27 protein-coding genes and 1 tRNA gene are annotated in these 26,357 nt (G+C 68.1%); 17 read left to right on the top strand and 11 right to left on the bottom strand.

Annotated elements, in window-relative coordinates; all coding sequences use genetic code 11:
* The first annotated feature begins 42 nt into the window (after positions 1 to 42).
* The 7 genes from HUG12_RS19160 (at position 43) to HUG12_RS19190 (ending at position 6,551) form a co-directional block, all read left to right on the top strand.
* Positions 43 to 1,794 (top strand): PQQ-binding-like beta-propeller repeat protein, encoded by a 1,752-nt coding sequence (locus tag HUG12_RS19160; RefSeq protein ID WP_179270313.1) that lies wholly within the window; start codon positions 43 to 45, stop codon positions 1,792 to 1,794.
* A 337-nt stretch (positions 1,795 to 2,131) separates the two neighbouring features.
* Complete coding sequence (locus HUG12_RS19165) at positions 2,132 to 2,800, top strand: amino acid-binding protein (RefSeq protein ID WP_246308094.1); 669 nt, start codon at positions 2,132 to 2,134, stop codon at positions 2,798 to 2,800.
* Positions 2,797 to 3,774 carry a homoserine dehydrogenase gene (locus tag HUG12_RS19170; protein ID WP_179270314.1) on the top strand — a complete coding sequence of 326 codons (978 nt, stop codon included), beginning with the start codon at positions 2,797 to 2,799 and terminating at the stop codon, positions 3,772 to 3,774. Before HUG12_RS19165 ends, HUG12_RS19170 begins: the two co-directional genes overlap by 4 nt.
* A 262-nt stretch (positions 3,775 to 4,036) precedes the next feature.
* Complete coding sequence (gene tuf, locus HUG12_RS19175; protein WP_179270315.1) at positions 4,037 to 5,305, top strand: translation elongation factor EF-1 subunit alpha; 1,269 nt, start codon at positions 4,037 to 4,039, stop codon at positions 5,303 to 5,305.
* Positions 5,306 to 5,620 (top strand): 30S ribosomal protein S10, encoded by a 315-nt coding sequence (gene rpsJ / locus HUG12_RS19180; RefSeq protein ID WP_179270316.1) that lies wholly within the window; start codon positions 5,306 to 5,308, stop codon positions 5,618 to 5,620.
* 177 nt (positions 5,621 to 5,797) lie between these two features.
* Complete coding sequence (locus tag HUG12_RS19185) at positions 5,798 to 6,415, top strand: rhomboid family intramembrane serine protease (protein ID WP_179270317.1); 618 nt, start codon at positions 5,798 to 5,800, stop codon at positions 6,413 to 6,415.
* 64 nt (positions 6,416 to 6,479) lie between these two features.
* Positions 6,480 to 6,551, top strand: a tRNA-Ala gene (locus HUG12_RS19190).
* 582 nt (positions 6,552 to 7,133) lie between these two features.
* Here the strand turns inward: HUG12_RS19190 and HUG12_RS19195 are convergent.
* Positions 7,134 to 8,084: a hypothetical protein gene (locus HUG12_RS19195; RefSeq protein ID WP_179270318.1), complete on the bottom strand. Its 951-nt coding sequence runs from the start codon at positions 8,082 to 8,084 to the stop codon at positions 7,134 to 7,136.
* Positions 8,085 to 8,329: 245 nt separating this feature from the next.
* Between HUG12_RS19195 and HUG12_RS19200 the strand changes: the two genes are divergently transcribed.
* Positions 8,330 to 8,563 (top strand): hypothetical protein, encoded by a 234-nt coding sequence (locus HUG12_RS19200; RefSeq protein WP_218836359.1) that lies wholly within the window; start codon positions 8,330 to 8,332, stop codon positions 8,561 to 8,563.
* A 410-nt stretch (positions 8,564 to 8,973) separates the two neighbouring features.
* On the opposite strand, the gene HUG12_RS19205 is transcribed toward HUG12_RS19200, so the two are convergent.
* Positions 8,974 to 9,408, bottom strand: coding sequence for a type IV pilin (locus HUG12_RS19205; protein WP_179270319.1), 435 nt, complete (start codon positions 9,406 to 9,408; stop codon positions 8,974 to 8,976).
* Between the two features lie 500 nt (positions 9,409 to 9,908).
* Between HUG12_RS19205 and HUG12_RS19210 the strand changes: the two genes are divergently transcribed.
* From HUG12_RS19210 to HUG12_RS19220, 3 genes are all read left to right on the top strand, one after another.
* Positions 9,909 to 10,103, top strand: coding sequence for a hypothetical protein (locus HUG12_RS19210; RefSeq protein ID WP_179270320.1), 195 nt, complete (start codon positions 9,909 to 9,911; stop codon positions 10,101 to 10,103).
* Between the two features lie 208 nt (positions 10,104 to 10,311).
* Entirely contained in the window at positions 10,312 to 11,487 is a 1,176-nt protein-coding gene (locus tag HUG12_RS19215) for a tubulin/FtsZ family protein (RefSeq protein WP_179270321.1), read from the top strand.
* 142 nt (positions 11,488 to 11,629) lie between these two features.
* On the top strand, positions 11,630 to 11,809 hold the full coding sequence (locus HUG12_RS19220) for a hypothetical protein (protein WP_179270322.1): 180 nt from the start codon (positions 11,630 to 11,632) through the stop codon (positions 11,807 to 11,809).
* Positions 11,810 to 11,949: 140 nt separating this feature from the next.
* On the opposite strand, the gene HUG12_RS19225 is transcribed toward HUG12_RS19220, so the two are convergent.
* The 4 genes from HUG12_RS19225 to HUG12_RS19240 all read right to left on the bottom strand — a co-directional run bounded on the left by HUG12_RS19225 (position 11,950) and on the right by HUG12_RS19240 (position 16,774).
* Positions 11,950 to 12,429: a hypothetical protein gene (locus tag HUG12_RS19225; RefSeq protein WP_179270323.1), complete on the bottom strand. Its 480-nt coding sequence runs from the start codon at positions 12,427 to 12,429 to the stop codon at positions 11,950 to 11,952.
* 115 nt (positions 12,430 to 12,544) lie between these two features.
* Positions 12,545 to 13,888, bottom strand: a complete 1,344-nt coding sequence (locus HUG12_RS19230) for a ribonuclease catalytic domain-containing protein (protein WP_179270324.1) — start codon at positions 13,886 to 13,888, stop codon at positions 12,545 to 12,547.
* Positions 13,889 to 14,109: 221 nt separating this feature from the next.
* Positions 14,110 to 16,188 carry a PAS domain-containing sensor histidine kinase gene (locus HUG12_RS19235; protein WP_179270325.1) on the bottom strand — a complete coding sequence of 693 codons (2,079 nt, stop codon included), beginning with the start codon at positions 16,186 to 16,188 and terminating at the stop codon, positions 14,110 to 14,112.
* Positions 16,189 to 16,423: 235 nt separating this feature from the next.
* Complete coding sequence (locus HUG12_RS19240) at positions 16,424 to 16,774, bottom strand: DUF7562 family protein (RefSeq protein ID WP_179270326.1); 351 nt, start codon at positions 16,772 to 16,774, stop codon at positions 16,424 to 16,426.
* 160 nt (positions 16,775 to 16,934) lie between these two features.
* Between HUG12_RS19240 and HUG12_RS19245 the strand changes: the two genes are divergently transcribed.
* The gene (locus tag HUG12_RS19245) at positions 16,935 to 17,414 is read left to right on the top strand and encodes an RNA-binding protein (RefSeq protein ID WP_179270327.1); all 480 of its coding nucleotides are present in this window, start codon (positions 16,935 to 16,937) and stop codon (positions 17,412 to 17,414) included.
* 216 nt (positions 17,415 to 17,630) lie between these two features.
* On the opposite strand, the gene HUG12_RS19250 is transcribed toward HUG12_RS19245, so the two are convergent.
* Positions 17,631 to 18,338 carry a DUF1028 domain-containing protein gene (locus HUG12_RS19250; RefSeq protein ID WP_179270328.1) on the bottom strand — a complete coding sequence of 236 codons (708 nt, stop codon included), beginning with the start codon at positions 18,336 to 18,338 and terminating at the stop codon, positions 17,631 to 17,633.
* 192 nt (positions 18,339 to 18,530) lie between these two features.
* Here HUG12_RS19250 and HUG12_RS19255 point away from each other — a divergent pair, with 192 nt between their 5' ends.
* Entirely contained in the window at positions 18,531 to 18,887 is a 357-nt protein-coding gene (locus HUG12_RS19255; protein ID WP_179270329.1) for a cell division protein SepF, read from the top strand.
* A gap of 92 nt (positions 18,888 to 18,979) precedes the next feature.
* On the opposite strand, the gene HUG12_RS19260 is transcribed toward HUG12_RS19255, so the two are convergent.
* Positions 18,980 to 19,987, bottom strand: a complete 1,008-nt coding sequence (locus HUG12_RS19260; RefSeq protein ID WP_179270330.1) for a PrsW family intramembrane metalloprotease — start codon at positions 19,985 to 19,987, stop codon at positions 18,980 to 18,982.
* Between the two features lie 139 nt (positions 19,988 to 20,126).
* On the opposite strand from HUG12_RS19260, the gene HUG12_RS19265 reads away from it, so the two are divergent.
* Both HUG12_RS19265 and HUG12_RS19270 read left to right on the top strand, forming a co-directional pair.
* Positions 20,127 to 20,504, top strand: coding sequence for a DUF7532 family protein (locus HUG12_RS19265; RefSeq protein ID WP_179270331.1), 378 nt, complete (start codon positions 20,127 to 20,129; stop codon positions 20,502 to 20,504).
* Positions 20,501 to 21,937, top strand: a complete 1,437-nt coding sequence (locus HUG12_RS19270) for a DUF402 domain-containing protein (RefSeq protein WP_179270332.1) — start codon at positions 20,501 to 20,503, stop codon at positions 21,935 to 21,937. Before HUG12_RS19265 ends, HUG12_RS19270 begins: the two co-directional genes overlap by 4 nt.
* Before the next feature lie 244 nt (positions 21,938 to 22,181).
* On the opposite strand, the gene HUG12_RS19275 is transcribed toward HUG12_RS19270, so the two are convergent.
* Positions 22,182 to 22,460: a winged helix-turn-helix domain-containing protein gene (locus tag HUG12_RS19275; RefSeq protein WP_179270333.1), complete on the bottom strand. Its 279-nt coding sequence runs from the start codon at positions 22,458 to 22,460 to the stop codon at positions 22,182 to 22,184.
* A gap of 174 nt (positions 22,461 to 22,634) precedes the next feature.
* Between HUG12_RS19275 and HUG12_RS19280 the strand changes: the two genes are divergently transcribed.
* Both HUG12_RS19280 and HUG12_RS19285 read left to right on the top strand, forming a co-directional pair.
* On the top strand, positions 22,635 to 22,955 hold the full coding sequence (locus HUG12_RS19280) for an EMC6-like membrane protein (RefSeq protein WP_179270334.1): 321 nt from the start codon (positions 22,635 to 22,637) through the stop codon (positions 22,953 to 22,955).
* Between the two features lies 1 nt (position 22,956).
* The gene (locus tag HUG12_RS19285) at positions 22,957 to 24,786 is read left to right on the top strand and encodes a ribosome biogenesis/translation initiation ATPase RLI (protein WP_179270335.1); all 1,830 of its coding nucleotides are present in this window, start codon (positions 22,957 to 22,959) and stop codon (positions 24,784 to 24,786) included.
* Between the two features lie 505 nt (positions 24,787 to 25,291).
* Here the strand turns inward: HUG12_RS19285 and HUG12_RS19290 are convergent.
* The gene (locus tag HUG12_RS19290) at positions 25,292 to 25,747 is read right to left on the bottom strand and encodes a ferritin-like domain-containing protein (RefSeq protein ID WP_179270336.1); all 456 of its coding nucleotides are present in this window, start codon (positions 25,745 to 25,747) and stop codon (positions 25,292 to 25,294) included.
* 83 nt (positions 25,748 to 25,830) lie between these two features.
* Positions 25,831 to 26,352: an archaemetzincin family Zn-dependent metalloprotease gene (locus HUG12_RS19295; RefSeq protein ID WP_179270337.1), complete on the bottom strand. Its 522-nt coding sequence runs from the start codon at positions 26,350 to 26,352 to the stop codon at positions 25,831 to 25,833.
* Positions 26,353 to 26,357 lie beyond the last annotated feature (5 nt).

Genomic DNA, 26,357 nt, shown 5'->3' on the forward strand with positions numbered 1-26,357 from the left:
TGATATAATAACTACAGCGGGCCGAGAGGTCGGCTACGGGTCATGTCCATCCGGACTCGACGCACGGTCCTCGCATCGCTAGGCGCGCTCGCGGGTGTGAGCGTCGCCGGTCAATCACTCGCCGCGGACGGAACGAACGAGGCCGGTTCCGACGCGAGCGAGCCCTCCGAGCAGTCCCTCGACTGGTCGACCCGCCGCGCCGGACCAGGTCGGACGGGGAGCGTCCCCGCCGACGCCGCCCCGGGCGGCGAGTACGCCGCCGAAGCGTGGACGGCGGGATCGGGGGAGTTCGTCTTCGTGGAGGAACCGATCGTCGCCGACGGCACCGTCTACCGCCCGTTCATGATCGACGACGTGTCGTTCCGCGGCGGCGTCGTCGCGTTCGACGCCGAGACGGGCGAGGAACGCTGGCGACACGTCTCGGCCTACTACTCGCAGAATGACGGCTGGCCGACCGGAATCGGGCGCGTCAACTCGGCGCCGACGGTCGCCGCCGGTCGGCTCTACCTGACGAGCAGAGCCGGAACCAGCGACGCCGAATACGGCGGCCTCCACGCGCTCGACGCGGAGACGGGGGAGGTGGCGTGGAGCGAGACCGATCGGGGGTGGAACGGATCCCCGCTGTACGCCGACGGTACCCTGTACGTCACAGCCGCCCCCGGGGAGGACGTCCACGCGCTGGACCCGGCGACCGGCGAGACACGCTGGCGCACCGACGACTCGTACTCCAGCGGGTACGTCGGGTTCGCGGACGACACGCTCCTCGGGAGCCGCTACCCCGCCTCCGGGGACGCCGACGCGGACCCCGAGGTCGTCGGCTGGAACCCCGACGACGGGAGCATCCGGTGGGCCACGACGGCCGACGAGGACGTTCCCGTCGGGGGCGGCGCCATCGAGGGCGACGCCGTCTTCTCCACCGTCGGAGCCACACCCGACGACGAGGACCGGGCAAACGAGGTGGTAGCGTGGTCTCCGAGGGAGGGGAGCGTACGCTGGCGGACGACGCTCACGCCCGACGGCGAGGACCCCGAACCGCTCGTCAGCGCCCCGGCCGTCGCCGACGGGACCGTCTACGTCCACGTCGGCCCCAGAACCAGCCGCCGGGACCAGCACGAGCGGAGCCGCGACCCCCTGTCGACCGCGTACGCGCTCGACGCTGCGACGGGAGAGATCGAGTGGACGTACGACGCGCCGACCGTCCTCCTCGGCGACCCCAGCGTCGCCGGCGACACGGTGTACGTCGGCGGCCACGCCGTCCAGAAGAAGGAGAAGCAGGGACCCTCCACCATCCGCCGGTACCCCACCGTCCACGCGCTGGCCGCGGGGGACGGTAGCGAGCGCTGGAGCTACCTCCTCCGGGCCGAGAGCGACGACGTCAGGATGGCGATGACGCCCGCCGTCGCCGACGGCCGCGTGTACGCCGGGATCCACGACTACGGGTACGAGCAGTCCGACGGCGTCTTCGCGCTGGAGGCGAGCGACGTCGCGCCCGACTCGGCGAACCTGCCGATCTCCTCGGACGCGCCGGTCGCCCGTATCGCGACCGACCCCGAGGACGCCGAGAGCCGGACCCTCGACGGCGGGACCACCGTCACGCTGGACGGCTCCGCCTCTGCGGGCGAGGTGGAGACCTACGAGTGGCGGGTCGGCGAGAGCGGCTCGTTCGAGGCCGGCGATCCGTCGATCGACGTGACGCTGGACTTCTGCGGGTCGATCGAGGTCTCCCTCCGCGTGACCGGTCCGGACGGCGGGGAGAGCACCGCGTCCGCGACGCTCTCGACCGTGGAGGGGTAGGGCCGGCAACGTTCCCCGCGGTTCTCGATCCTGGCCGGGCGGCCTTCCCCCTCGGTGACCGGGATTCCGGAGGAAGCGCACTCCTGCACGGCGCCCGACGGCCGGGCACGGGCGTTCGATCCGCCCAGTCGCGAACGCGACGGCAAACCTCGCCACCGTAGAAGACTTATCACCTCCCCACCCCCACGAACCGACCATGCCAAGTGGCACGACCCACGGTCGGCGCGACGGCTGCGAACGACGGCACCAGCCCCGCACGTCGACAACAATCATCGGGTCGGCCACGACGGACGGAACCCGGATCGGACCGGCGGACGCGCTCCGGGGGGCGAGTTAGATGACCCCCGAACCGGCGTCCGCCCACGGCGAGCGCCCGCCGTCGGGGAGGACCGTGCTGACCGACGGCGGCCCCGGACGCGACGACGCGTCGGGTGCCGACGGCGACGGCCCGAAGGGCGACCCCGCCGAGACCCAGGCCGACGGCGGCGACGCCCCCGTCGCCCACACCATCCGCCTCGAACTCGTCGACGAACCCGGCCAGCTGCTCGCGGCGCTGAAGCCCATCGCCGAGCACGGCGGCAACCTCCTGTCGGTGTTCCACGAGCGCGGGAACATCACGCCGCGCGGGCACATCCCCGTGGCCGTCGACATCGAGTGTCCGCCCGACCGGTTCGACACCATCCTCGAGGCGCTGCGCGAGAACGGCGTGAACGTCACCCGCGCCGGCGCCGAGGAGTTCGGCGCCGAGGTGACCGTCGTGCTCGTCGGGCACCTCATCGACACCGACCTCTCGGACACCCTCCGCCGGCTGGCCGACTGCGCGAACGCGACCGTCGCCGACCTGGAACTGTCCGCGCCCGCGGGCGCCGGGAGCGACGAACAGTCGAGCGCTCGCCTGCGCCTCCGCGCGCGGGAGGGCGAGACGCGCGAGGTGCTCGACACCGTCCGGTCGGTCGCCGGGGAGAAGGGGATCCACGTCATCGAGCCGATGGAGGGGGGCCAATGACGCGGCTCGCCGTCCTCGGCGCCGGCGCCGTCGGCCGCTCCGTGGCGGAGCTCGCGGCCGAGTATGGCCACACCGTCACCGCGCTCGCCGACTCGACCACCGCGACGGTCGACCCCGAGGGCGTGGACGTGGCCGCCGCGCTCGCCGACAAGGGAGCGGGCGCGGGGCTCGGCGACGCCGACCCGGCCGACGCGCTGTCGGCCGAGTACGACGTGCTCGTCGAGGCGACGCCGACGACGCTCGGGGACGCCGAGCCCGCGTTCTCGCACCTCCGGACGGCCCTGGAGCGGGACGGACACGTCGTGCTCGCGAACAAGGGCCCCGTCGCCGAGCGCTACGCCGACGTCCGCGCGCTCGAGGCCGAGAGCGCCGGCGAGGTGCTGTTCGAGGCGACCGTCGGGGGCGCGATCCCGGCGCTCGCGACCGTCGACGACCTCGGCCCCGAACGGGTCGAGGCCGTCAGGGGCGTGCTCAACGGAACGGCGAACTTCGTGCTCTCCCGGATGGCCGCCGAGGGGCTCGACTACGACCACGTGCTCGCGGAGGCCCAGGACCTCGGCGTCGCCGAGGCCGACCCGTCCTTCGACGTGGAGGGGACCGACGCGGCGCTGAAGTGCGTCATCCTCGCGAACGTGCTCCGTGAGGCCGACTGCGGCTCGATCGAGGAGCTTCGGGAGCGGGAGCTCTCGCTCGCGGACGCGACCGTCGACGGCATCCGGAACGTCACCGGGAGCGCGCTGGAACTCGCGAGCAACGACGGCCGGACGGTCAGGCTCATCGGCGAGGCGACGCGCGAGGGCGTTCGCGTGGGTCCGCGGCTGGTCCCGGAGAACGGCACCCTCGCGGTGTCGGGCACGCGGAACATCGTCGAGATCGACGCGAGGTACGCCGGCAACCTGGCCATCTCGGGTGCGGGGGCCGGGGGGGAGGAGACCGCTAGCGCGGTGCTCTCGGACGTCGGTCGGCTGGGGTAGGGTCGAGCGCGCCGGAGCCCGGCACCGTCGGTTCCGGTGTGACGCCCGTCGAGAACGCCGGGGGAGACGCCGTCTCTCGAGCGGAACGGAACCCGGCGGACGACGAACGACGAGGGACCCACCGTGAGAGCCGAACGCACGGGAGACCGACGCACGGAAAATCGCAAGACGGCGCCGCGACGGGTCGTGTCGCGTATCGAAATGGTTTTAGGGCAATCGGACGAACGAAACCTCACAGAGCGCCTTAGCGCGTGAATCCACAATGAGCCAAGACAAACCCCACCAGAACCTGGCCATCATCGGCCACGTCGACCACGGGAAGTCCACGCTCGTGGGTCGCCTCCTCTTCGAGACCGGGAGCGTCCCCGAGCACGTCATCGAGCAGTATCGAGAGGAGGCCGAGGAGAAGGGCAAGGGCGGCTTCGAGTTCGCCTACGTCATGGACAACCTGGCCGAGGAGCGCGAGCGCGGCGTCACCATCGACATCGCCCACCAGGAGTTCACGACCGACGACTACTACTTCACCATCGTCGACTGCCCGGGCCACCGTGACTTCGTGAAGAACATGATCACGGGCGCCTCCCAGGCCGACAACGCGGTGCTCGTCGTCGCGGCCGACGACGGCGTCGCCCCCCAGACCCGCGAGCACGTCTTCCTCGCCCGCACGCTCGGCATCAACGAACTCATCGTCGCCGTCAACAAGATGGACGTCGTCGACTACTCGCAGGACACCTACGACGAGGTCGTCTCCGAGGTCGAGGACCTCCTCAACCAGGTCCGCTTCGGCACCGAGGACGCCTCGTTCATCCCGATCTCCGCCTTCGAGGGCGACAACATCGCCGAGCGCTCGGACGAGACGTCGTGGTACGACGGCGAGATCCTCCTCGAGGCGCTGAACAGCCTGCCGGAGACGGAGCCGCCGACGGACGCGCCGCTCCGCCTGCCGATCCAGGACGTCTACACCATCTCGGGCATCGGGACGGTTCCGGTCGGCCGCATCGAGACCGGCGAGATGTCCCCCGGCGACAACGTCTCCTTCCAGCCCAGCGACGTGGGCGGGGAAGTGAAGACCGTCGAGATGCACCACGAGGAGGTCGACTACGCGGGCCCGGGCGACAACGTCGGGTTCAACGTCCGCGGCATCGGCAAGGACGACATCCGCCGCGGCGACGTCTGCGGCCCCGCCGACGACCCGCCGACGGTCGCCGAGACGTTCCAGGCCCAGGTCGTCGTCATGCAGCACCCGTCCGTGATCACGGCGGGTTACACGCCGGTGTTCCACGCCCACACCGCGCAGGTGGCGTGTACGATCGAGTCGCTCGACCAGAAGCTCGACCCAGCCTCGGGCGAGGTCGCCGAGGAGAACCCGGACTTCATCAAGTCCGGCGACGCCGCGGTCGTCACCATCCGCCCGCAGAAGCCGCTCAGCATCGAACCGTCGAGCGAGATCCCGGAACTCGGCAGCTTCGCCGTCCGCGACATGGGTCAGACCATCGCGGCCGGCAAGGTGCTCAGCGTCGACGAGCGATAGATGCCGGACCAGCAGGCGCGCGTCCGACTCGCGGGCACGGCCCCGGAGGACCTGGACGACATCTGTGACGACGTCCGGGAGATCGCGGACAAGACCGGCGTCGCGCTGTCGGGACCGATCCCGCTCCCGACGAAGACGCTGGAGGTTCCGACCCGGAAGTCCCCCGACGGCGAAGGCACCGCCACGTGGGAGCACTGGGAGATGCGCGTCCACAAGCGGCTCATCGACATCGACGCCGACGAACGCGCGCTCCGGCAGCTGATGCGGATTCAGGTGCCGAACGACGTCAGCATCGAGATCGTCCTCGAGGACTGACGCACCGCTAAGGCGCACGGACGCCCGACCCGTTTCTCACCTCTTTCGACCGCCGAGCGGCACCGTTCGGTCGATCGGCGAGAGCCGCTCCCGGCCGGCCGATCGGCGACTCCCCAGAGGGAGCGTCCACCGCCCGCAGCCGGGGGCTTTTCGTTCCCGTGTCACGGATAGTCGGCAATGTCCCCCACGTCGGGAACCGACGCAGGCGGTGGGCGCGCCGGACGGTCCGTCCTCCTCGGGAACCCGGTCGTCGAGACGCTCGCCGCGATGGTTCTCATGTCGACGCTGACCTGGATCGGCTCCCTCGTCGGGCTCGTCGGGCTGTTCGCGCTCGCGCCGCCCGTCCACCGGCCGCCCTGGGGGCTCCTCACGAGCGTCTACGCCCACGCCGGCCCGGGCCACCTGCTCTCGAACGCGGTCGTGGTCGCGCTCGCCGGCGGCCTGATCGCCCGGGCCACGACCCGGCTCCGCTTTCACGCCTTCTTCGTCGCGACGGGGGTGCTGGCGGGGCTCGCGCAGGTGTGGCTCGGCGGGCTACTCGGCCGGACGGGGGCGGTGCTGGGCGCCAGCGGGGCCGCGTTCGCGCTGGTCGGCTACCTGCTCGCGGCGAACCCGGTCTCGTCCGGGGTGCTCGACCGGCTCCGACTCCCCCCGCGGGTCGTCGTCGTGGTCGCCGGCCTGATCGCCGGCGGACTGACGCTCGCGTTCAGCCCGGCGGGGAGCGCGCTCGTCGCCCACTTCTCCGGCGCGACGCTCGGCCTGCTCGCGGGGCGACTCGGGCTGTTGCGGGTGTGAGTCGGTGCCGAACCGGAGGGGGAAACGGAACCCTCAAGTGGACGCCAGCGGTTCGTTCGTGTGCGGGCTCGTAGATCAGCGGTAGATCGCTTCCTTCGCAAGGAAGAGGCCCTGGGTTCAAATCCCAGCGAGTCCATCCTCGCAGTTCCCGTTTCCTTAGAAGCCTGTAGTAGCGTCTGAGGTAGTCTCTCGCGGGTCCTCCGATTCGCTTTTTCCACCCTTCGTGTTCGCCAGTTGGTCACGGCTGGCGACGGGCGAACCCCGCCGCCGTTGACTCGGTTCCGTTCATCCTCAGGGAACCCGATATCGACCAGCGCCATCAAGAGTTCGTCGACGATCTCCTCGAGGACCTGGACGCCAGTCTCGAAGCCGAGTCGTTCCAGCGACTGCCGTCGCTCGAACCGGACTGAGAACTCGAAGCCCTCATCGATTTGGATGGTGAGGAGCATTCGCCCAGAGACGGCGGTGTCGATATGGTTTCGCTGCATCTGCCGGTGGAGCGTGTGCTCGAGGAGACGCGGCTGTCACAACCGCTACAGAAGGGTGAGATCTGGGGTTGTCGGAAGTGTAACGTCGCTATGCATAATCCCGAGATGATGGCCAGTCATTTTGTCGATCACGAGTTTGAAGACCCAGGAAATGTTGACCGGGTATTGAAATGTAAATACTATAATGATTCTCCTCGCAAATTGGTTTGTCATAGCGACTCATATCTATGTTAGTTATATTTCTCATCTATTTGTTTATAGAATCTTGCTGTAGGGCGGCTGATTAATTCTCCCAATAACTCATCTACCAATTCAATCCCCTCAATCACTGAGTTATAGAATTCCTCAAAGTCGTCAATATTCACTACGTCATCCCGTTTTGTAACGTAGTGACTTACGTCGTCTCTTGATTCAACGACCTGACTTCTTATGCTATTGATATCGAAATCGTCACTAGCTGCATACTTATTCTCCAGGTCAGTCAAGATTGAACTTGCACTGGTATGATCACGATCGTAATCCTTCCCGTCGATGTATGAATTGATGTATTCTGCTCCAACCTCTTCGATCATAGTAGTACATGCAATCGTGGCAACTATCAGTGGAGGATGGGCTATATAGGGAAATGCTGCGGTTGTAAAGCTCTCAAATCTGTGCTCGCTCTGAAGATTCGCCCCAAATCGATTTGCCTGATGCAATGCCTCATGAGTCCATAATATCCAGAGATATGTATGAATGAATAATCGAATCCGTGGTAAAATTGTCCGAGAGTAGTTCAATCCAGCTTTAGCTAATTCTTCATATTCATCATGGCCGCCAAATACAGCTTCGGACCCAAATTGTTCAATCCTATCTTCAAATCCATTCAGCTGTGGTTCCACTTCGTCTTTTAATTTTATTGAGTTTAGAACTCCACCACTAATCTGAACTGGGTTTGCTGGATCGATTAGCCTTCCAGCAGTTTCAGATTCAGTTCTAATTTGCCGGTGGTAGTTTTTGATAGCTTCGTTGACGCTTGTCCTTGTAAATTTGCTCAGTTCATAGGACTCTCTGACAATAGAAACTAGCCACTGGTTCTCTGATTTTTGGTACTTCACCTTTTGTTCAGGAAATTCCTCTTCCTGATCCATTCGCCAATCAAGACAGAATCGAATTGCCTCCAGATGGCCGAAATCAATCATTAGGATTGCGTCTCTCTGCTCCTAATAAATACTATTTGCTGTGACAGTAGAACTATCGATAATCAGTTGTCTCGCTTAGTCTGTCAGTTTCACCTTCACCGAACCGTGCTCAAACTCTAGTATCGCCGACTGGAGTCATAGCAACCGAAGAAGCTCCGTCCTTCGACGATCTCGACCCGGTCGAGTCGCCGGAGGCGAACGACGACGACGAACCGGTCATCAAACTCGACGCGGGCGAGGCCATCGTGGCCGAGGTCCGCCACGTCGAGCCCAACGTGGGCAAGTTCGACAACACGGTGCTGCACCTCACCCAGGAGGGCGACCCGTGCCGGATGTGGTCGAACGCGACCATCGACCGCCAGCTCGACGCAGCCGACGTCTGCCCCGGTGAGACCATCGGGATCAAGAAAAGCGAGGAGCAGTACACTTACGAGACCGACGACGGCGAGGAGCGCGAGGCGTTCGACTACGAGGTATAGGTGCGCGGCGGTGATGACCGATGGCGCACGCGAACCGGATGCGCGGCGTCCTCGGTGACTACGCCAACATTTCACCGGTTCGGTTGGCGAACTCGAACCGACCGGCGTCGAGTACAATCCGGACGATACCGCTCCGTAGTCGTGGGACCTCGGATCCGGCCTGTCCGAGGCGGATCGTGACTGGCCCGGCTACCTCTCTCCTGCGTCAGCGTGGGCCGGTCGAAGAATGATCTTCGCGCGGCGGTGGTCACCTGGCTATCTTCTCAAGCAGGCGCGGTCGACGTGCGTCCATCCCTCTCTCGCTGAAGGGAGCGCCCGATGGGGAGGCGGCACGCGAGAGGCCTCTTGTGGGTCCGAGCGCGCGCCTCCCTATTGTTTTGCTGAAGAAAACTGTCGTCGAGGTGATGACGTTAGTTGCTCGGCGTGCTGCCTTCAGCAAGTGCCTGCGAGTTACTACCGTCCTGCGAGGTCCAGATTACTCTTACAGTTTCATCGGTCCCAACTTCCCTCAGGACAGCGGAGTCTCCAGAACTGATGCCCTCCGATAAGCCGTTGAATGCGGTGGTATTGCTCTCTGCACTGATCGTCAAGTTCCCGGCGTTGTCGTCACTTATCGTCGCACCACCAGAGTGCGTTGCAGTTACGTTGTAATCGCCATCAACATCGTCGTATTCATAGTCGAAGTCGAAATTCGCGTTCGGCGCGGTGTCGCCGAGGTTGTTCCCCAGCCCGAGGACGAACGTCCCGATCACTGCCGCGAGGATCACCGTGATCGCGACCATCAGGATGACGCCGATGACCGGCGACACAGCCCGTTCGTCCGTGAACAGCTTGCTGAATTTCATTGCAACCGGATGGAGACTGAATATACTGATAAATCTAACCGTCCGATTTTCAGGTACGATAAAAAGGCGGTTGCCCTTCGAAATCGACGAAGAGGGCGAGGGACGGTTCGAGCGGCGCCCGTTCACGAACGCCGTGGCTCGTCGTGGAGGGTTCCCTCTACGAATACGTGTTCCCCCGCTATCAGATTCGAGGTCCGAGGAACGGAGGTCTCCCGAGGGGGACGGACTCACACTCTCAGTAATCCGGTAGTGTCCGTCCGCGTTGCCACGACGATTCGACCGACGGGGACGGGTCGTCGACGGCGCGTGCCTCGACCGCGCGAACGCCCTCCGCGGGGTTCCTGCCGATCCGCCCGCGGTGCTCCTCGTTCCGCTGCTCTCCGATGGAGACCGTTCGCCACGCCTGCTGGAGACGGTAGGGGGGATTGCCGGGTGCGGATAGTTGATTGCCGGATGTCGTTTACGTGGTGCCGGAGACATATTTAAGCACGGGTGACGATGTGAGTAACAGCAGGAGCGGAATCATGGACTGCTCGCAGTGTGAAACCAGCGAGGGGGTGTTGATGCACGTCGATTACACCGACGGGAACGCGGAGGAACTTCCGTTGTGTGGGGACTGTCGGGAGGAGTTCGAGCACGGGGGCTTCATCTCCGATCTCGAACCCGTGGAGGAGCACGGCGAGTTTCGATCCTGAGGCGACGCTGTACGGGATGCACCGCGTGGACGAGGAGAAGTGGAGCGACGGACTCCGGATCGGTCCGACCGGGTGAGGCCGGCGTACGGTCGCCTCGGCCGGCGCCTGACTCTCGACCGACGGTTTACGTAGTAGTCACCGCTTAGTGACGGCCTCGCGGGGAACTCAGTACATAACTAACGGGTTCCGTACCGCCGGTATCCCCACCGTGAAGATCGCACTGATCGGGTTCGGGAACGCCGGCGGAAAGGTCGCCGACGAGGTCTTCGCCTACCAGACCGAGGTCGGGCGATCGCTCTGCCGGTCGATACTGGCGGTCAACTCCGCACGCGTCGACCTGGCGCGGATCGAACGCGTCCCCGACGACGACCGCATCCTGATCGGTCAGACGGACGATCGCGTGAAGGGTCACGGCGTCGGAAGCGACCCCGAACTCGGCGGGGAGATCACCCGCAAGGACCTCCACGAGATCGAGCGGGCGATCGACGACGTGCCGATCTACGACGTCGACGCGTTCCTCGTCGTCGCCGGACTCGGCGGCGGGACCGGGAGCGGCGGCGCGCCGGTGCTCTGTTCCGCGCTCCGTGAGACCTACCGGGAGCCCGTCTACGGGCTCGGCATCCTCCCGAGCGAGGAGGAGGGCGGCCGCGCGTCGTTCAACGCCGCCCGGTCGTTCCGATCGTTCGTCGACGCGACGGACAACCTCGTCGTCTTCGACAACGACGCCTGGCGGGCCCACGACGACTCCGTGGGCGCCGGCTACGAGCGGACGAACCGCGAGATCGCAAAGCGCGTCGAGACGCTGCTGTCGGCCGGCAGCGTCGACGGCCCCCGGGTGTCCGAGAACGCGATGGACGCGAGCGACGTCAGGCGGACGCTCGCGACCGGCGGGATCGCCACCGTCGCCTACGCCGAGACCGACGTCGAGCGGTCGACGCGGGACTCGAGGGGACTGCTCTCCCGGTTCCGGAACGGCGAGTCCGAGGGGGAGACCGACACCGCGAAGAAGATCAGCGGCCTGGTCCGGCAGGCGGTCCAGTCCCGGCTCACCTGCCCGGCGGACGTGGCGTCGGCCGAGCGGTCGCTGATCGTCGTCACCGGGCCGCCCGAGGAGCTCTCGCGCAAGGGGCTCGAGAGCGCCCGCCGGTGGGTCGAACAGCGGACCGACAGCGTCGAGGTGCTCGCCGGGGACGGCCCGCGTCCGTCCGCAGAGACGGTGTCCGCGGTCGTCCTGCTCTCGAACGTGACCGACGTGCCCCGGATCGAGCGACTCCAGTCGCAGGCGGTCGACGCACAGGAGAACGTCGAGGCGCAGGCCGCGACGCGCCAGGAGGAGATCCAGCAACTGATCACCGACGAGGGCGGCAGCCTCGACCCGCTGTGAGCCTCCGTTCGTCGGTCGGCGACGGTCGTCCCCCGCCGCCGGGCGCGCCCGGCGGTCCCGACCGTGACCCGGCCCCTTCCCGCACTTTCACTTTCACTCCGCTAGGCCGACCTACAAGTCACTCCCCCTCCACGACGGAGGTATGAGCGCGACCGTCACCGCACCCGAGCGTATCGACGTCGAGGGCCCCACGCGCGCGAGCATCGACGTGACCGAGTCGACGTCCGCGGAGATCCGGGCCTTCGCCGACCGCAACGACTGCGACATCCACCTGGAGCGGCGCGGCGGTCGGACCTACCTCGTCGCGGTCGCGGACCGGTAAGCCGGAACCCGGGCCGAGGACGCGAACGGCTCCCGGACCCCGTCGGCCGATACCGTCCGGGTCGACCCCGTCCCGACCGCTCCGGTCGCTCGCCCGCTGGCACCTCGCCCGTCGATCGGTGGACGGTCGGCGGGGACCGGCTACGTCCCGTCCCGGAACTCGTACTCGTCCTCCGGCTCGTCGTCGGCGAAGAACCCCCACGTCTCGTCGTCGCGGGGGAGGTACTCGTTCTCGAGCATCTCGGAGACGACCCGGCCGAGCGTGTCGAGTTCGTCCTCGACGAGCGCGACGACGTCGACCTCGAACTCCTCGCGCGCCTCGTCGGGGACCTCGGGCGCGCGGTAGCCCACCTCGTCGCTGGCGGGGTCCCAGTAGAAGTCGAACCGGTCGATCAGTTCGAGCCGGACCACCGTCCCGAACTCCCCCTCGGAGAGCTCCGTCCCGTCCGCCCACTCCTCGAAGGCGTCCGCCCAGGCGCCGTCGCGGAGGACGCTCTCGAGCTCCGCCCTGCGGTAGTCGTCGCCCGGATCGTCGTCCTGCTCGGCGACGGCCTCGTAGTTCTCCCGGGACTGTGGGCCGCGTAGCGACGGCGGGTCCGGCACCTCGACGTCGAGGGTCATGCCCGTACGTTCGCACGCCTCGGTGATGTGTCTTCGCTCCGTTCCGCGGCGACCTAGATGGCCCCGTTCCGGCGACGTGCGCGGGCCAGTTCCGAGGGCCGCCCCCACGGGTCGCCTACTCGGGCACCGTCTCGGGCGTCTCGTGGGTCGCCTCCGCGGGGTCCTCGACGACCTCGAGCCCGCGGTTGTTCACCGCGTAGGGGTCGAGCCCGACCTCCTGCATGAACTGCTTGTAGAGGCGCTCGACCGTCTCGCCGTCCTTCTGCTTGCGGGACGCGCGGTCGCACAGTTCCAGGAGGTCCTCGGGCACGTCGTTCGTGTGGACGATCCAGTGGTTGACCAGGTCCGACAGGCGCCGGATGGGCGAGGTGAAGTGGCCGTAGATGTCGAAGTTGAGCGCGTGGTGGCCGCCGAACGGGTCGTTCATGTACTTCGCGCGGGGCATCACCTTCAGCACGGCCCGCTGGATCTTCGAGAGCGCGCGGTCGGGCGCCTCCTCCAGCGCGGCGTTGACGGCCTTCCGGGGGTCGTCCCACGAGTCGCCCGGGATGGAGACGCCCTCGGTCTCCTGGATCTCCCGGAGCGCCTCGTTCCACTGGTCGGGCGTCGGCTGGGGGTGGACGCGGTACATCGCCTCGACCCCGCGGTTCCACATCAGCTCGTGGGTGACCGCCTTGTTCGCCTTCAGCATGCACTCCTCGATGATGGTGTGGGCGCGGTCGCGGCTGGGGTTGAGCACGAGCGAGCCGTCCTCCTTGCGCTGTTCGTGCATCCGGTTTGCCACCTCGTAGGCGAGGACGTTCTCCTCGTGGAGCGGGGGGTCGGGGTCGTCGAGCCGCGCCTCGCACTGCGAGTAGGTGAGCCGCTCGTCGGAGTTGATGACCGACTTGTAGATCTCCAGGTCCTCGAACGAGAGCGTCTCCCTGTCGAGGTGCATCTCGACGGTGTGGGCCAAGCGGTCCTCCTCGGGCACGAGCGAGCAGACGGTCTCGGCCAGCACCGGCGGGAGCATGTGGACCGTGTAGGCCGGGAGGTACACCGTGTTGCAGCGCTTCACGGCCTCCTCCCACATCGCGGACTCGGGGTGGACGTAGTGGGAGACGTCGGCGATGTGGACCCACAGCGTGTACTCCTCCTCGCCCTCCTCGATGGAGATGGCGTCGTCGAAGTCCTGGGCGTCGATCGGGTCGGTCGTCCAGGTCGTCAGGTCCCGGAGGTCCCGTCGCTCGTCGACCGCGTCGGCGATCTCGTCCTCCACGCCCTCGGTGCGCTCCCGGGCCTCGCGTTTCACCGCGGGCGGGAACTCGTCGTGGAGTTCGAACTCCTCGAACAGGTCATCGCGTTTGTTCTCGAGGTGACGCGCGAGGTCCTCCGTAATCGTGACGGGGCCCTGACCCTCGGCGGTACCCGCGGCCGCCTGCTCGTCCCGGTCGGACTCCTCCGGAGAAGGTTCGGTCATGACGGCGGCTACGGGGGAGCGGTACGTAGGCGTTTTGGGGTGCGCGCGGCCGTCGAAGCGGGCGAGACCGGGCGAATCGCGAGCCGGGGCGGCATCCCGGTCGGACGGCGGGTCGATCGCCGTCCTCCGGCGACCGTGCGAACCGGGCTCGGCACCGCGCCGTGGCCCCGACGCGTTCGATGAACTCGTCCGGACGTTACGGGGATCCGCGACGGGATCGGTCACGCATCGTCGGGATCCGTCGCGGGGAGCGTGAACGAGAACGTCGTCCCCTCGCCGGGCACGGAGTCGAGCCACAGTTCGCCGCCGTGGCGCTCGACGATGCGTTCACACAGCGCCAGTCCGATCCCCGTGCCCTCGTACCGGTCGCGGCTGTGGAGCCGCTGGAACACGTCGAACACGCGATCCGCGTTGTCCGGATCGATGCCGATCCCCTCGTCGCTGACGGAGACGACCCACTCGTCGCCGTCACGCTCGGCCTCGAAACGGACGCGTGGGGGTCCGTCGCCGGAATACACGATGGCGTTGTCCAGCAGGTTCTGGAGCACCTGCCGCAGTTGGCCACGGTCCCCCCGGACGCGCGGGAGCGGTTCGGCCGCGATCTCGGCGTCGCTCTCCACGATCCTCATCTGCAGGTCCTCACGGACGTCGACGAGCACGTCCCCGAGATCGACCGGCTCGAACGGCTCGCCCCGCGTCTCGACGCGCGAGTACGCGAGCAGACCGTCGATCATGTTCCGCATGCGGTCGGCGCCGTCGACGGCGAACTCGAGGAACTCCCGGCCGTCCTCGTCGAGCTCGTCCCCGTACCGGCCCTCGATCAACTGGAGGTAGCTCGACACCATCCGGAGCGGCTCCTGGAGGTCGTGGGAGGCGGCGTACGCGAACTGTTCGAGGCGCTCGTTCGACTCCTCCAGTTTCCGCTGGTACTCCCGCCGGTCGGTGATGTCGTGGATGTAAACGGACAGTCCGGACTCGGAGGGGTACACGTTGTACTCCAGCCAGGCGTCGAGCTCGTCGTCGTACTGCTCGAAGTTCGTGTGTTCCTGCGTGTCCAACGCTCCGTCGAACTCCTCCCCCAGCCGGCCGCCGGCTCGCTCGGGGAACGTTTCACGGAGGGACTGCCCCAGAAGCTCGTCCTCGGAGTGCTGGAACAGCTCCGCTGCGCGTTCGTTGAGGTGGGTGAACCGTCGGTCCTCGTCGAGCGCGAAGAACGCGTCGGAGATTCGTCCCAGGATCTCACCCAGTTCCGTCCGGAGTTCCGACCTTCGCCGTTCGAGCCGTCGCTCCCGTTCCCGCCGGTCGGTGACGTCCTCGATCACGACGACCGTTCCGCCGTCACCCGAGGGGATCCCATCGAGCGGAACCGCGGTGATCGAGAGCCACCGGTGATCCCCCTCGGGCCGGTCGATTCGGCACTGGAAATCGTGGACGGACTCTCCCGTCTCGCTCACCCGCGTCCACGGTCTCCTCCCGCCGGGAACGAGTTCGCCCTCGGCGTCGTACAGCGCCCTCGACTCGGCCGGGAGGTCCCCCAGATCGGCCTCGTTGATCTCGAGGAGGGCGAGTGCCTGCCGGTTCGCCCGCACGAACGTCCCGTCGGAGTCGATCACCGAGATTCCGACCGGGACGGTTTCGAGGATCTGCTCGGTGAGGTCGCGCTCCCGGCGGAGCCGTTGTTCGTACTCCCGCTGTTCGGTCATGTCGCGGGTTACCTTCGTGAACCCCCGGAGCGTGCCGTCGACGTCCCGGATGGCAGTGATGACGACGTCCGCCCAGAACCGCGAGCCGTCCTTGCGGATCCGCCAGCCCTCGTCCTCGACTCGGCCCTCCTCCGCCGCGGTCTCCAGGTTCGACTCCGGCACCCCCTCCTCGATTGCGTCCTCGGTGTAGAACGTGGAGAACGGCTCGCCGACGATCTCCCCCTCCGAGTACCCCTTGATGCGCTTTGCGCCCTGGTTCCAACTGACGACGGTGCCGTCGGGATCGAGCATGAAGATCGCGTAGTCCCTGACGGCGCTCACGAACGCGCCGAACTCCTGCAGTTTGGACCGCTGATCGGGGAAGTCGACCTCGTTCGCCGGCTGCCACCAGACCCGGCTTCCATCGGCGAGCTCCCTGGTTCGGAGCTCGCCGAGTTCGACGAGCCTGGACAGGTTCCGTGCCACGTTCCGTTCGGCGTCCCCTAGTCGTTCCGCGATTTCCGCCGTCGTGAAGGGCGTACACTGCCCACCGGACCGGGAGGCGTAGCGCCGTAACTGCGCCCGAGTATCGTCCAGCTCCGAACTGGAGGAATCCATCGGGAAGGTCTTCGTATCGTCCCGTATACACCTAGCGGTTGCACGCCGGCACGGTTTCTCGGCGGGACGGGTTGCCTTGCCGACCCCGAAGCGAGGTCCGGCGCGATGGTTCGACGATCGGGCGTTCACGGCGTACTGCCCACGACGCGTCGCGAACCCGTATCGGATCGCCGAGATCCGGCGTCACTCCGGGGGTCCGGGGCGCCGGTGACCGGAGGCGGTCCCCGAGCCGGGATCACTCGCCCCGCGCGTCCCGGTCGCCCTCCGCGCCGGATCCGGATGCCCCGGGCCCCGCCGCGCCGTACCGCTCCCGAACCGCCCCCTGGTACGCCCGCAGGAACTGCGCCGGACCGGTCCGGCCGTCGCGGTCCCGTTCCACGTCCACCAGCAGCGACTCGAGGTCCCCCCGCGGCTGGTGGCACAGTTCGCGGTGGCACGGCTTGCAGAGGTACTCGAACTCCTTGCCGTCCCGCTCCCAGCGGTTCCCCTCCTTGTCGTACTCGCGGGCGTTCCGGCGGGAGAGGGAGTCGCCACACGCGATACAGACGACCGATTGTTCGCCCCGGTTGGACCGGCCGCGCCACATGTACCGAACTGGGGCCGCCGGGAACTTAGCGATTTTCGTGCGACCAAGTGACAGTCCGTTCGCCGGAGGTGTTCCGGTCGACGTCGGGCGACCGCCCGACCGGCGCCCGCGCGGCGGCCGGAACGGGCGATTTATCCCCGATACGGACCCAACCCGAGACATGGACGTGAAATCCCGCCACCACCTCCGGAGCGACGCCGTCTCGGAGATCCGCGAGACGCTCGCCGATCGGCTGGGGATCGATCTCGGGGGCGACGCCTTCGAACTGGTGGAGCTGACCGACTCGGCGTTCGACCTCGTCCTCGTGGACGGCGACCCGGACGTGCTCTACTACGGGGACGAGCCGTTCGTGACCGTGCGCGGGGCGAACGACCACCCGCCCGAGCGCGGCGTGGTGACCGTCGACGCCGGCGCCATCTCGTTCGTCTCGGACGGCGCGGACGTGATGCGGCCCGGCATCACCGAGGCCGACGAGGGGATCGCGGAGGGCGACCTCGTCGTGATCGCCGAGGAGACCCACGGGAAGGCGCTCGGCATCGGGCGCGCGCTGGTGGACGGGTCGGAGATGGTCGGCGACTCGGGGAAGGTCGTGAAGTCGCTCCACCACGTCGGCGACGAACTGTACGAGTTCTCGGTGTGAGTCCCGTTCGAATCTGACTTCGCTGCCGCGATCGAACGTCGCCGTGGTGGTTCTCCGAACGGATGATGGCGGACCACCACTGCTCGACCAATTACAGCCACACCCTCCCCAGCCGATTCGCTCGCGTCGGCGCGCCACGCGGGCGCGTCGGTTCGCTCATCCCTCGCGCGCAGTCGCCCGCGACGGAGCGCGGGCGACGCGCGCCACCGCGATCGTTCAGTCGTCGTTTTCGCCGTCCCCGCCTCCCTCCCCGTCGTACCGCTCGAGGACGATCTCGCCGCCCCGCCGCGCCTCCTCGAACGTCTCCCGGAGGTCGACGACGGGCGTCTCGGTCGCGTCCACCCGGAGGTCGTCGTAGTACGGCTCGAACTCCCTGTCCTCGGTGGTGGCGACCTTCAGCGCCGCCGACTGGACCGGAAGCTCCTCCCGCTTGTCGCCGCCCTCGTCCTGTCCGGCCTCGAGCGCGTCGATCAGCCGTTCGGCGAGCGGCGCGTCGCCGAAGGCATCCGACTCGTAGGTCGCGGCGACCGCGTCGACGACCGACTCGCCGGTCAGCAGGTTCCCCGCGACCGTGTAGTTCTCCCCGCTCGCGTGGCCGTACCAGTCGTTGCACTCCTCGCCGGAGAAGGCGAACGTCCCGTCGGCGTCGACGCCGTGGAGCTGCCGCCGCTCGCGCCCGTCGTCCGCGTTCAGGAGCGATTCGAGCGCGTCCCCGATCGCCAGTCCGTCGTCGAGGTACTCGATCCCCCTGCGGCCGAGGTCGACGTTGACGAGCGACTGGGTCGCCACCGCGCCGTTCCCGGAGGCGAACGGGCAGATCGTCCCCACCCCCGGCAGCCGGGTCGTGACCGCCACCCCGAACCGAGCGTGCCGCTTCCCCTCGGCCCCCGTGTACGCCTCCCGGACGCAGATGCTGAACGTCATCGTCGGGGGTGGCGCGTCGGCGCGCAAAAAGACGGGGGTCCCGGCACGGCGGGCGCGCCCGGCGGGACCGAACCGACGGGACGCCCCGCGAATCGGCGCCGGCGGCGTGTTCCCTCCTCCGATCCCCGCACCCGCCCCGTCACCCGCGCGTCTGACGTAAGACCTTAAGCGTGCAGTCACACATGAGCGCGTATGGGCATCATGAGCAAGATCCTCGGGGGCGGTGGGACCCACAGCGCCGAGGATTACGTCGAGCTCGACCTGAACGACTTCGAGAGCGCCCACGGGGGCGCCGGCATGCAGGTCCACATCGCCGAGATCGCCGACCAGACGGACGTCATCGACATCAAGGACGCCGTCTACGACGGCGACTTCGTCATCGCCGACATCACGCGCCACTCGACCTCGGACCGCACGGTCGAGCACATCATCGACGAACTCCGGCAGGTCGCCGACGAGGTCGACGGCGACATCGTCCAGAAGGGCGACGACCAGCTGATCCTCACGCCGACCGGCGTCACCGTCTCGCGCGACAAGCTGAACGCCTGAGCCCCCGTCCTCCCCGCATCCGTCCCCGCCCCTGCCGGCCCGTTCGCGTCCGGCAGCTCCCGTGCTCCCGACGGCTCACCGCTCGGATCCGGTCACGTTCTCGGGACGCCGGCACCCGCGTGGGCCGACCGGTAGGCGGCGCGGTACCGATTGATCTTCCGCAGCAGCAACAGCCCGAAGACGCCGTCGTACACCACGACGTACGCGAAGAAGGCGAGCAGCCCGCCGAACGTCGGAATGCCGAGCGCGCCGAACGCCAGGTCGAACAGCCCCGCGCCGATGCCGACCGTCGTGTTGTACGTCGCGTGGATGGCCGCCGCGATGAGCAGCCCCTTGATGACGATGGGGCCGCGGTGCTCCGGGTTGAACTTCGCGAGCCCGAGGTAGTAGCCCGCGAACGCCGAGTAGATGACGTGTCCCGGCCCCGCGAGCGCCCTGACCGCGGTGATCCCCCCGCCCATGCCGACGAGCCCGAGGCCGAGGTCGAGCTCGCCGGGCGCCGCGCCGACGTTCTGGGTGATGTAGAGTGCGTTCTCGATGAAGGCGAACCCGAGCCCGGCCATCGCGCCGTACACCGCCCCGTCGAGCACCGCGTCGAAGCTGTCGTCGCCGTAGGCGTACAGCCGGACGGCGAGGAGCTTCACCGTCTCCTCGATCGGCCCGACGACGAGGAAGAAGAACAGCACGGTGCCGAGGAACTGGAGGGGCCGGAAGTACGGCTGGGCGATGCCGTTGAGCACCGCCGCGAAGTTCGCGGTGAGCACTCCGAGCAGGAACGTCACCACGAGCAGGGTCAGCGGTTCGTCGGTGGTGATGTCGGTGGCGTACACGTACGCCGCCAGCCCGAGCGCGGGGATCGCCGACAGCACCGTGAGCAGGCCGATGGCGGGGTCGGTGAGCGCCGAGAACCCCCCGATCCCGACGAGCAGCAGGAACGCGAGGAGGATGAGCCCCCATCGCGCGGAGGCCGACAGCAGCCGATAGATGGCGACCGCGAGCCCGTCCAGGGAACTCCGCTCCTCCCAGGTCGCGATGTCGTAGAGGTCGGACGACCCGTCCGTCGCGCCCTCGACGGGATCCGTCCGCTCCTTGGCAGTCATATCGATGCTGTCGGCCGCCGCCGTCTAAGTTCTTGTCGCCGACGCGGACGCCTCCGTCGGCGCCGACCCCACGTCCACGCCCCCATCGACGGCCGCGGGAACGTGACCGTTCAAATCCCCGGCGTCCGTAGCGGTGGCCATGCACTTCGACCCGCGCACCCAGGCCGCGCTCCGCGCGGTCGGGCTCGACACCGACGACCTCGAGGAGGCGTCCGACCTCGTCGCCGAGGCCGTCCGCGAGGACGCCGCAGCGCTGGAGACGTTCTTCGCCGACGGCGGCACGTACTACTCCGACATGGACGTCGCTCACGGCGACGCGACGATCCAGGAGCACGGGGTCGATCACCTCGACACGTACACCCACTCGGCCGACCTCCGCGGCTACCTCCGCTTCGACTCGTGGGGCGTCTACGTCGAGGGCGGGCGCGTCCTGAACGACGACGTGGTGGAGCTGACGCTCGGCCCGTCCGTCCACGACCGCGTCCGGTTCGCGCGCGACGCGGACGCGCTCCGATGAACGCCCGCGTCCGCGGCATCTACGCGACCGCGCTGACGCGGCTGCTGCTCGAGGCCGACCACGAGGTCGTCCAGGCCTCCTCCCCCATCCGTCGGCGGTTCGACGCGGAGCTGCCGACGGCCGACCACGACGTCTCGCTCGAGACGACCGACGACAGGCAGGGCGTCGGCGTCGGGGGCGAACCCGACGCCGTCGAGGCGGCGACCGCGCTCCTCCGCGACGTCGGCATCGACGCGTTCGCGTGGGCGGACGCGACCCCGCGCGGCGCGGTGTTCGACGGCCGCGTGACCGAAACGTTCGGCGGCGGCGCGGTGCTCGACCTCGGCGTCGGCGAGGGCTACCTCCCGTTCGAGAACGCCGAGGGCTACGTCGGGGAGGACGACGTCTTCCGGGTCCAGGTCGTCGAGTCGCGGGCGCCCTGGGGCGACGGCCGGCCGGAACTCGACACGCGCGTCCGGGCGATGGCCGGCCTCGCGACTCTCGTTCCGGGACGCGAGGGGACCCGCGTCGCCGGCGGCGACGACGCCGCGGCGCGGGAACTCGTGGGGATGACCGACCTCCTCGACCCGGAACTCCCCGAGGGCTGGGGGATCGAGTGGGCCCGCGGCGCGAGGGACGCGGGCATGGACGCGCTCGGGAGCGCACTCGAACGGGCGACCGAGCACGCCCGAACGCTGGAGCCGGTGCTCGACGAACCCGAAGGCGAACCGGGACGGGTCGCCGCGCCGACCGACGGCGCCTGGGTCTGGTTCGGCCGGGAGTCCCGGTTCGAACTCGACGGTCTCCGCCGGCGGGTGACGGCGACGATGCCGGGCCACCACCGGACGAAGGCGGCCTCCGCGGCCGCGAGCGCCGGCGTCGACCTCGCCGAGGCGCTCTGCTCGTTCGCGACGGACGGCGACGAGGGGAGCGTGGACGGCGGGGAGGGGAACGGGGGGTTCCCGTTCGGGGTCGTCGCGGACCGGTTCGGGCCCGTCGAGGGCGACTCGGTCGCCATCGAGCACGGGAAGCCCGACGGCAGGCTCATCACCCTCGGTCGCGGCGAGGTGACCGGCCGGGACGCGGACGGCACGGTCTCCGTCCGCCGGGAGATGACCGCCGGCGGGACCTACGACGCGCTGGACGCCCGTCGCGAGGCGGGGGACGTGGCGCTCACGACGTTCCGCGAGGGACGCTGGTGGTACCCGACGGTGTACCGGGACGCCGACGGCGAGCGGAAGGGGACGTACGTGAACGTCTGCACGCCCGTCGAGGCGTTCCCCGGGAGCGTCCGCTACGTGGACCTCCACGTGGACGTGGTGAAGCACGCGGACGGGCGAGTCGAGCGCGTGGACGACGACGAACTCGACGGGGCGGTCGCGGCGGGGGAGGTGTCCGAGTCGCTGGCGGCGAAGGCGCGGTTGGTCGCCGGCGCTGTCGAGAACGCGCTATAGGGGAACCGCGCGCTGGCCGACCTCGTCGAGGCGGGACGGACGGGCGGAGGGGTGAACACCGGGGACGAACGTCGGTGGGGTCGCGAGCCGCCTCCCCCCGGAGTTTCGCGGGGCGGCCCACGGCGACGGTCAGCGCACGGGGGCGCTGGTCCCGGCTCCGCGTATGAACCTTCGGTCGTTCCGGAGCCGCGAGCGTACGCGTCGAAGCGCGTCGGGGGAGAAGAAACGCGGGGACCGTCGCCGCCTACTCCGCGCAGCAGGCTTCCTGGCCGCCGTCGGCCTCGGCCCGCTGGGGGGCGTCGAGTTGATAGAGGTTCTGCCGGGCGTCGGCGAAGTAGACGTCCTCGTCCACGATGCCGATGTTCTCCAGTCGTTCGAGCGCGTACCGAACCGTGCGGGCCGAGAGCATCGACTCCTCGACGATTCCCTTCTGGGTCAGCGAACCGTTGTACTCCAGAACCTTGTACACGAGTTTGGCGCTGGGGGGCAAATCGTCGAGACTCTCCTCTTCGGTTCCAGCCATCGTTACGATTCGAAACAGTGCATCGGCTTAAAGCTTGACGACTCGCGAATCGAACCGTCGCCCGCGGAGGGGAGGTCGGCCGACCCGCCGGCACGCGGGCGGGCTCGAACGGGTCGGAGGGGCGTCTGAACCGCAAGCGAACCCCTTTTGTCGCCGCCCGCCGGATTCCCGAGTATGAGTACGGAAACCGCCTCCGGGCTGTCCGACCACACGCGCGGGGTCGCGGTCACCACCGTCGCGTGTCTGGCCGGGATCGCCGCGGCGTTCGTCTCCGCGGCCGTCTTCGGGCTCTCGACGGAGACGGCGGCGAGCACGGAGCCGTTGCTGGTGCTCGCGGCGTTCCTGTTCGTCGAGTACCCGCTCTTGAAACTGATCGGCGTCGACGTCGGCGAGTTCGGGATCAAGGACAACCTCTACGTCGGGTTCATGACGTTCACACTCTGGTTCATCTCGTACGGCGTGTTGCTGTCGACCACCCTCGCCGGGTCGGTCTGAGATGGCCGACGACAGCATCGCGGTCGTCGACCTCGACAGGTGCCAGCCCGACCGCTGCAACTACGAGTGCGCGAACTTCTGTCCGCCGAACCGCACCGGGAAGGACTGCATCGTCACCCGCGGCGAGCACTACGGGGAGGACGAGCCGTACGACGGCGGCCCCGACCAGGTGTGGATCTCCGAGGAGATCTGCCTGGGCGAGTCGTGTGGAATCTGCGTCGAGAAGTGCCCGTTCGACGCCATCGAGATCATCAACCTCCCCTCGGAGCTGGAGGACGAGCCGGTCCACCGCTACGGCGACAACGCGTTCGCCCTCTACGGCCTGCCGGTGCCCGAACCCGGCTCGGTGACGGGCATCCTCGGGCCGAACGGCATCGGGAAGTCGACCGCCGTGAAGATGCTCTCCGGGGAGCTGACGCCGAACCTCGGTCGACACGACGAGGAGGCGAACTGGGACGCCGTCCTCGACCGCTTCCGCGGGACGGAGCTCCAGAACTACGTCGAGAAGGTCATCGAGGGCGAGGTGACCGTCGCCCGCAAGCCCCAGTACGTCGACCAGATCCCGAAGCAGTTCGACGGCAACACCCGGGAGCTGCTGGAGGCGACCGACGAGCGGGGCGAACTGGACCACCTCATCGAGCGGCTGAACGTCGCGCCGGTGATGGACCAGGACATCGACTCCATCTCCGGCGGGGAGCTCCAGCGGGTCGCGCTCGCGGCGACGCTCGCGAGGGACGTGGACTTCTACTTCCTCGACGAGATCACGCCGTACCTCGACATCGGCCAGCGGATGACCGCCGCGCGGCTCGTCCGCGAACTCGCCGAGGACGGGGAGCGCTCGATGATGGTCGTCGAGCACGACCTGGCCATCCTCGACCTGCTGGCGGACACGCTCCACGTCACCTACGGCGAGCCCGGAGCGTACGGCGTCGTCACGGACCCCAAGTCGGTCCGGAACGGCATCAACGAGTACCTGAAGGGGTACCTCGACAACGAGAACATGCGCATCCGGCCCAACGCCATCACCTTCGAGGAGCACGCGCCCCGCGAGTCGGTGACCGGTCGGCCGCTGTTCGAGTACCCCGGCCTCGAGAAGTCCTACGGCGAGGGCGAGTTCTCGCTGACGGTCGAGGGCGGGACGGTGTACGAGTCGGAGGTGCTGGGCATCGTCGGCCCGAACGGCATCGGGAAGTCGACGATGGCGAAGCTGTTCGCCGGGCAGCTGGAGCCCGACGCGGGCGAACTCGACTTCCGGATGGACATCGCCTACAAGCCGCAGTACATCGACATCGACCGGCCGATGCGCGTGGACGCGTTCCTCGCCTCGATCACCGACCAGTTCGGCTCCTCCTACTGGGACACCGAGATCGCGCGACCACTCCAGTTGAACCGGATCATGGAGCAGAACCTGACGGACCTCTCCGGGGGCGAGCGCCAGCGCGTCGCCATCGCGGCGTGCCTCTCGGAGGACGCGGATCTGTACCTCCTCGACGAGCCGTCGGCCCACCTCGACGTGGAACAGCGCGTGCAGGCCACGACGGCCATCCGGCGCTACGCCGAGAACCACGACGCGACGGTGATGGTCATCGACCACGACATCTACATGGTCGACCTGCTGGCCGACCGGCTGATGGTGTTCGACGGCGAGCCGGCCGAGCGCGGGCACGCGAGCCCGCCCCAGGAGATGCGCGAGGGGATGAACGACTTCCTCGCCGATCTGGACGTCACCTTCAGGCGCGACGAGCGGACCGGGCGGCCGCGGATCAACAAGCCCGACTCGCAACTCGACCGCGAGCAGAAGCGCGAGGGCGAGTACTACTACTCAGTTTGAGGAGTCGGATCGTACGTTTCCGGCGCCCGGGCTGGTTCTTCGGTACATTCGACTCGGGGTAAATGCTCGGTGACGACTGCCTCGAAAGCCCCCGGCCGGCCCCTTTCAGTCCCGCCCGCCGCGCCGCACAGCACCTCACCCTCCCCAGCCTCCTGCGCTTCTCGCTCCCTTCGGTCGCTGCGATGCTCGCCCCTCGCACGAGCGGTCGCGCTGCGCGCGACCGCCGCGCGCCAAGCGGCTGATTCCCCCGTGACGCATCTGAAATCGTAGCCGCTGCGCTCGACCGATCAACCGGCGGGTGGGACTGAAAGGGGTCGCGGGGCTATCGGCGACTGCTCCGCGACGACCGGACGGATTCCGGAGCCGACAGCCGCGGGTACCTGCGGCACCTTCGAGACGACGACCGGACCGAGTGCCCAGGGGACGTTCGCGGTCGTCACCACGAATCAGTTTCCCCGTCCACCAGCCTGGAGAGGCGGCGAATCGACCGCGAACCCGAATCGGACTACCCGTTCCCGTACTCCTTCTTGAAGCCGCGGAACTCGGCCCGGTGGGCCTCCTCGTCGGCGAGCAGCGTCACCCCGAGGTCCTCGGAGACCGGGTCGTCCGCCTCCTTGGCGGCGTCGATGAGCGACTTGTACGTCGAGATGGCGTCCTCCTCGGCGTCGAGCACGCCGTTGATGACCGACAGGACGTCCGTCGAGTCCGCGGGCGGCTGGAGGCTGTTCTGGTTCGCCGTGAACTCCGCGGAGCCCGGCGGCCTAGCCTCCAGTTGGCGGAGGCGCTGGCCGATCCGCTCCGCGTGGCCGAGCTCCTCCTGGATGTCCGCCTGGAGGCTCTCCTTGATCTCCTCGGCGCTCACGCCCTCGAGGACGACGGCGTTCGTCTGGTAGTTCATCACGGTCTCCATCTCGTCGCCGTACGCCTTGCGGAGCAGCTCCACGACGCGATCGCTGGACATGACGGGTCGACGTTGGGCCGCGAACGGCAAATAGCTACTCGCCGAAACTCGCCGGGCCGACGGGTCCGGGTCGGGACTCGGACTCAGCGCACGGTCCGCGAGCAGGTGCCACAGAGGTTCTCCTCCTTCACGTCGACCTCGCGGACCGTGGGGGAGAAGCTCATCACGCACTTGTTGTTGTCGCAGTGTTCCAGCCCGAGCGTGTGGCCGATCTCGTGGACGACCTCCTTGCGGACGCGGTCCGAGAACACCTCCCCCGAGGGCTTCGAGGAGATGCCGCCGTCCGAGGAGGTCTGGAGGCGGTAGCTGGAGATGACCGAGCCGTTGCCGTTGAGGTACGCGAGCCCGAAGACGTAGTTTCGCCGCCGGTAGTAGAGGTCCTCCGGCGTGATGCCGATGTTCTTCTCGCCGGCGCCGACCCGCGAGACGAGTTCGATGAACTGCTCCGCCCGGTGTTGGTTCCGACTGCGGTCGTACGCGCCCTCGGGGATCTCCTGCTCGTCGTGTACGGACACCTCGCAGTCGTACACGGAACGGAGCGCCGCCGAAGCCTCCCGCTTCTCCTTCGCGGAGACGTCCCCGACGGGCACGATGTCGACGAGCATGAACT

This window comes from Halorarum salinum (assembly GCF_013402875.1).
Classification (GTDB): Archaea; Halobacteriota; Halobacteria; order Halobacteriales; family Haloferacaceae; genus Halorarum; species Halorarum salinum.

Bases quoted from the DNA above. Each gene is read 5' to 3' on its own strand.
- HUG12_RS19160 (WP_179270313.1), top strand. From the start codon at position 43: ATGTCCATCCGGACTCGACGCACGGTCCTCGCATCGCTAGGCGCGCTC.
- HUG12_RS19220 (WP_179270322.1), top strand. From the start codon at position 11,630: ATGAGCGCGACCGTCACCGCACCCGAGCGTATCGACGTCGAGGGCCCC.
- HUG12_RS19260 (WP_179270330.1), bottom strand. From the start codon at position 19,987: ATGACTGCCAAGGAGCGGACGGATCCCGTCGAGGGCGCGACGGACGGG.
- HUG12_RS19265 (WP_179270331.1), top strand. From the start codon at position 20,127: ATGCACTTCGACCCGCGCACCCAGGCCGCGCTCCGCGCGGTCGGGCTC.
- HUG12_RS19165 (WP_246308094.1), top strand. From the start codon at position 2,132: ATGACCCCCGAACCGGCGTCCGCCCACGGCGAGCGCCCGCCGTCGGGG.
- HUG12_RS19225 (WP_179270323.1), bottom strand. From the start codon at position 12,429: ATGACCCTCGACGTCGAGGTGCCGGACCCGCCGTCGCTACGCGGCCCA.
- HUG12_RS19240 (WP_179270326.1), bottom strand. From the start codon at position 16,774: ATGTGGCGCGGCCGGTCCAACCGGGGCGAACAATCGGTCGTCTGTATC.
- HUG12_RS19185 (WP_179270317.1), top strand. From the start codon at position 5,798: ATGTCCCCCACGTCGGGAACCGACGCAGGCGGTGGGCGCGCCGGACGG.
- rpsJ (WP_179270316.1), top strand. From the start codon at position 5,306: ATGCCGGACCAGCAGGCGCGCGTCCGACTCGCGGGCACGGCCCCGGAG.
- HUG12_RS19205 (WP_179270319.1), bottom strand. From the start codon at position 9,408: ATGAAATTCAGCAAGCTGTTCACGGACGAACGGGCTGTGTCGCCGGTC.
- HUG12_RS19245 (WP_179270327.1), top strand. From the start codon at position 16,935: ATGGACGTGAAATCCCGCCACCACCTCCGGAGCGACGCCGTCTCGGAG.
- HUG12_RS19290 (WP_179270336.1), bottom strand. From the start codon at position 25,747: ATGTCCAGCGATCGCGTCGTGGAGCTGCTCCGCAAGGCGTACGGCGAC.
- HUG12_RS19285 (WP_179270335.1), top strand. From the start codon at position 22,957: ATGGCCGACGACAGCATCGCGGTCGTCGACCTCGACAGGTGCCAGCCC.
- HUG12_RS19250 (WP_179270328.1), bottom strand. From the start codon at position 18,338: ATGACGTTCAGCATCTGCGTCCGGGAGGCGTACACGGGGGCCGAGGGG.
- HUG12_RS19255 (WP_179270329.1), top strand. From the start codon at position 18,531: ATGGGCATCATGAGCAAGATCCTCGGGGGCGGTGGGACCCACAGCGCC.
- HUG12_RS19195 (WP_179270318.1), bottom strand. From the start codon at position 8,084: ATGATTGATTTCGGCCATCTGGAGGCAATTCGATTCTGTCTTGATTGG.
- HUG12_RS19230 (WP_179270324.1), bottom strand. From the start codon at position 13,888: ATGACCGAACCTTCTCCGGAGGAGTCCGACCGGGACGAGCAGGCGGCC.
- HUG12_RS19275 (WP_179270333.1), bottom strand. From the start codon at position 22,460: ATGGCTGGAACCGAAGAGGAGAGTCTCGACGATTTGCCCCCCAGCGCC.
- HUG12_RS19170 (WP_179270314.1), top strand. From the start codon at position 2,797: ATGACGCGGCTCGCCGTCCTCGGCGCCGGCGCCGTCGGCCGCTCCGTG.
- HUG12_RS19280 (WP_179270334.1), top strand. From the start codon at position 22,635: ATGAGTACGGAAACCGCCTCCGGGCTGTCCGACCACACGCGCGGGGTC.
- tuf (WP_179270315.1), top strand. From the start codon at position 4,037: ATGAGCCAAGACAAACCCCACCAGAACCTGGCCATCATCGGCCACGTC.
- HUG12_RS19270 (WP_179270332.1), top strand. From the start codon at position 20,501: ATGAACGCCCGCGTCCGCGGCATCTACGCGACCGCGCTGACGCGGCTG.
- HUG12_RS19235 (WP_179270325.1), bottom strand. From the start codon at position 16,188: ATGGATTCCTCCAGTTCGGAGCTGGACGATACTCGGGCGCAGTTACGG.
- HUG12_RS19295 (WP_179270337.1), bottom strand. From the start codon at position 26,352: ATGCTCGTCGACATCGTGCCCGTCGGGGACGTCTCCGCGAAGGAGAAG.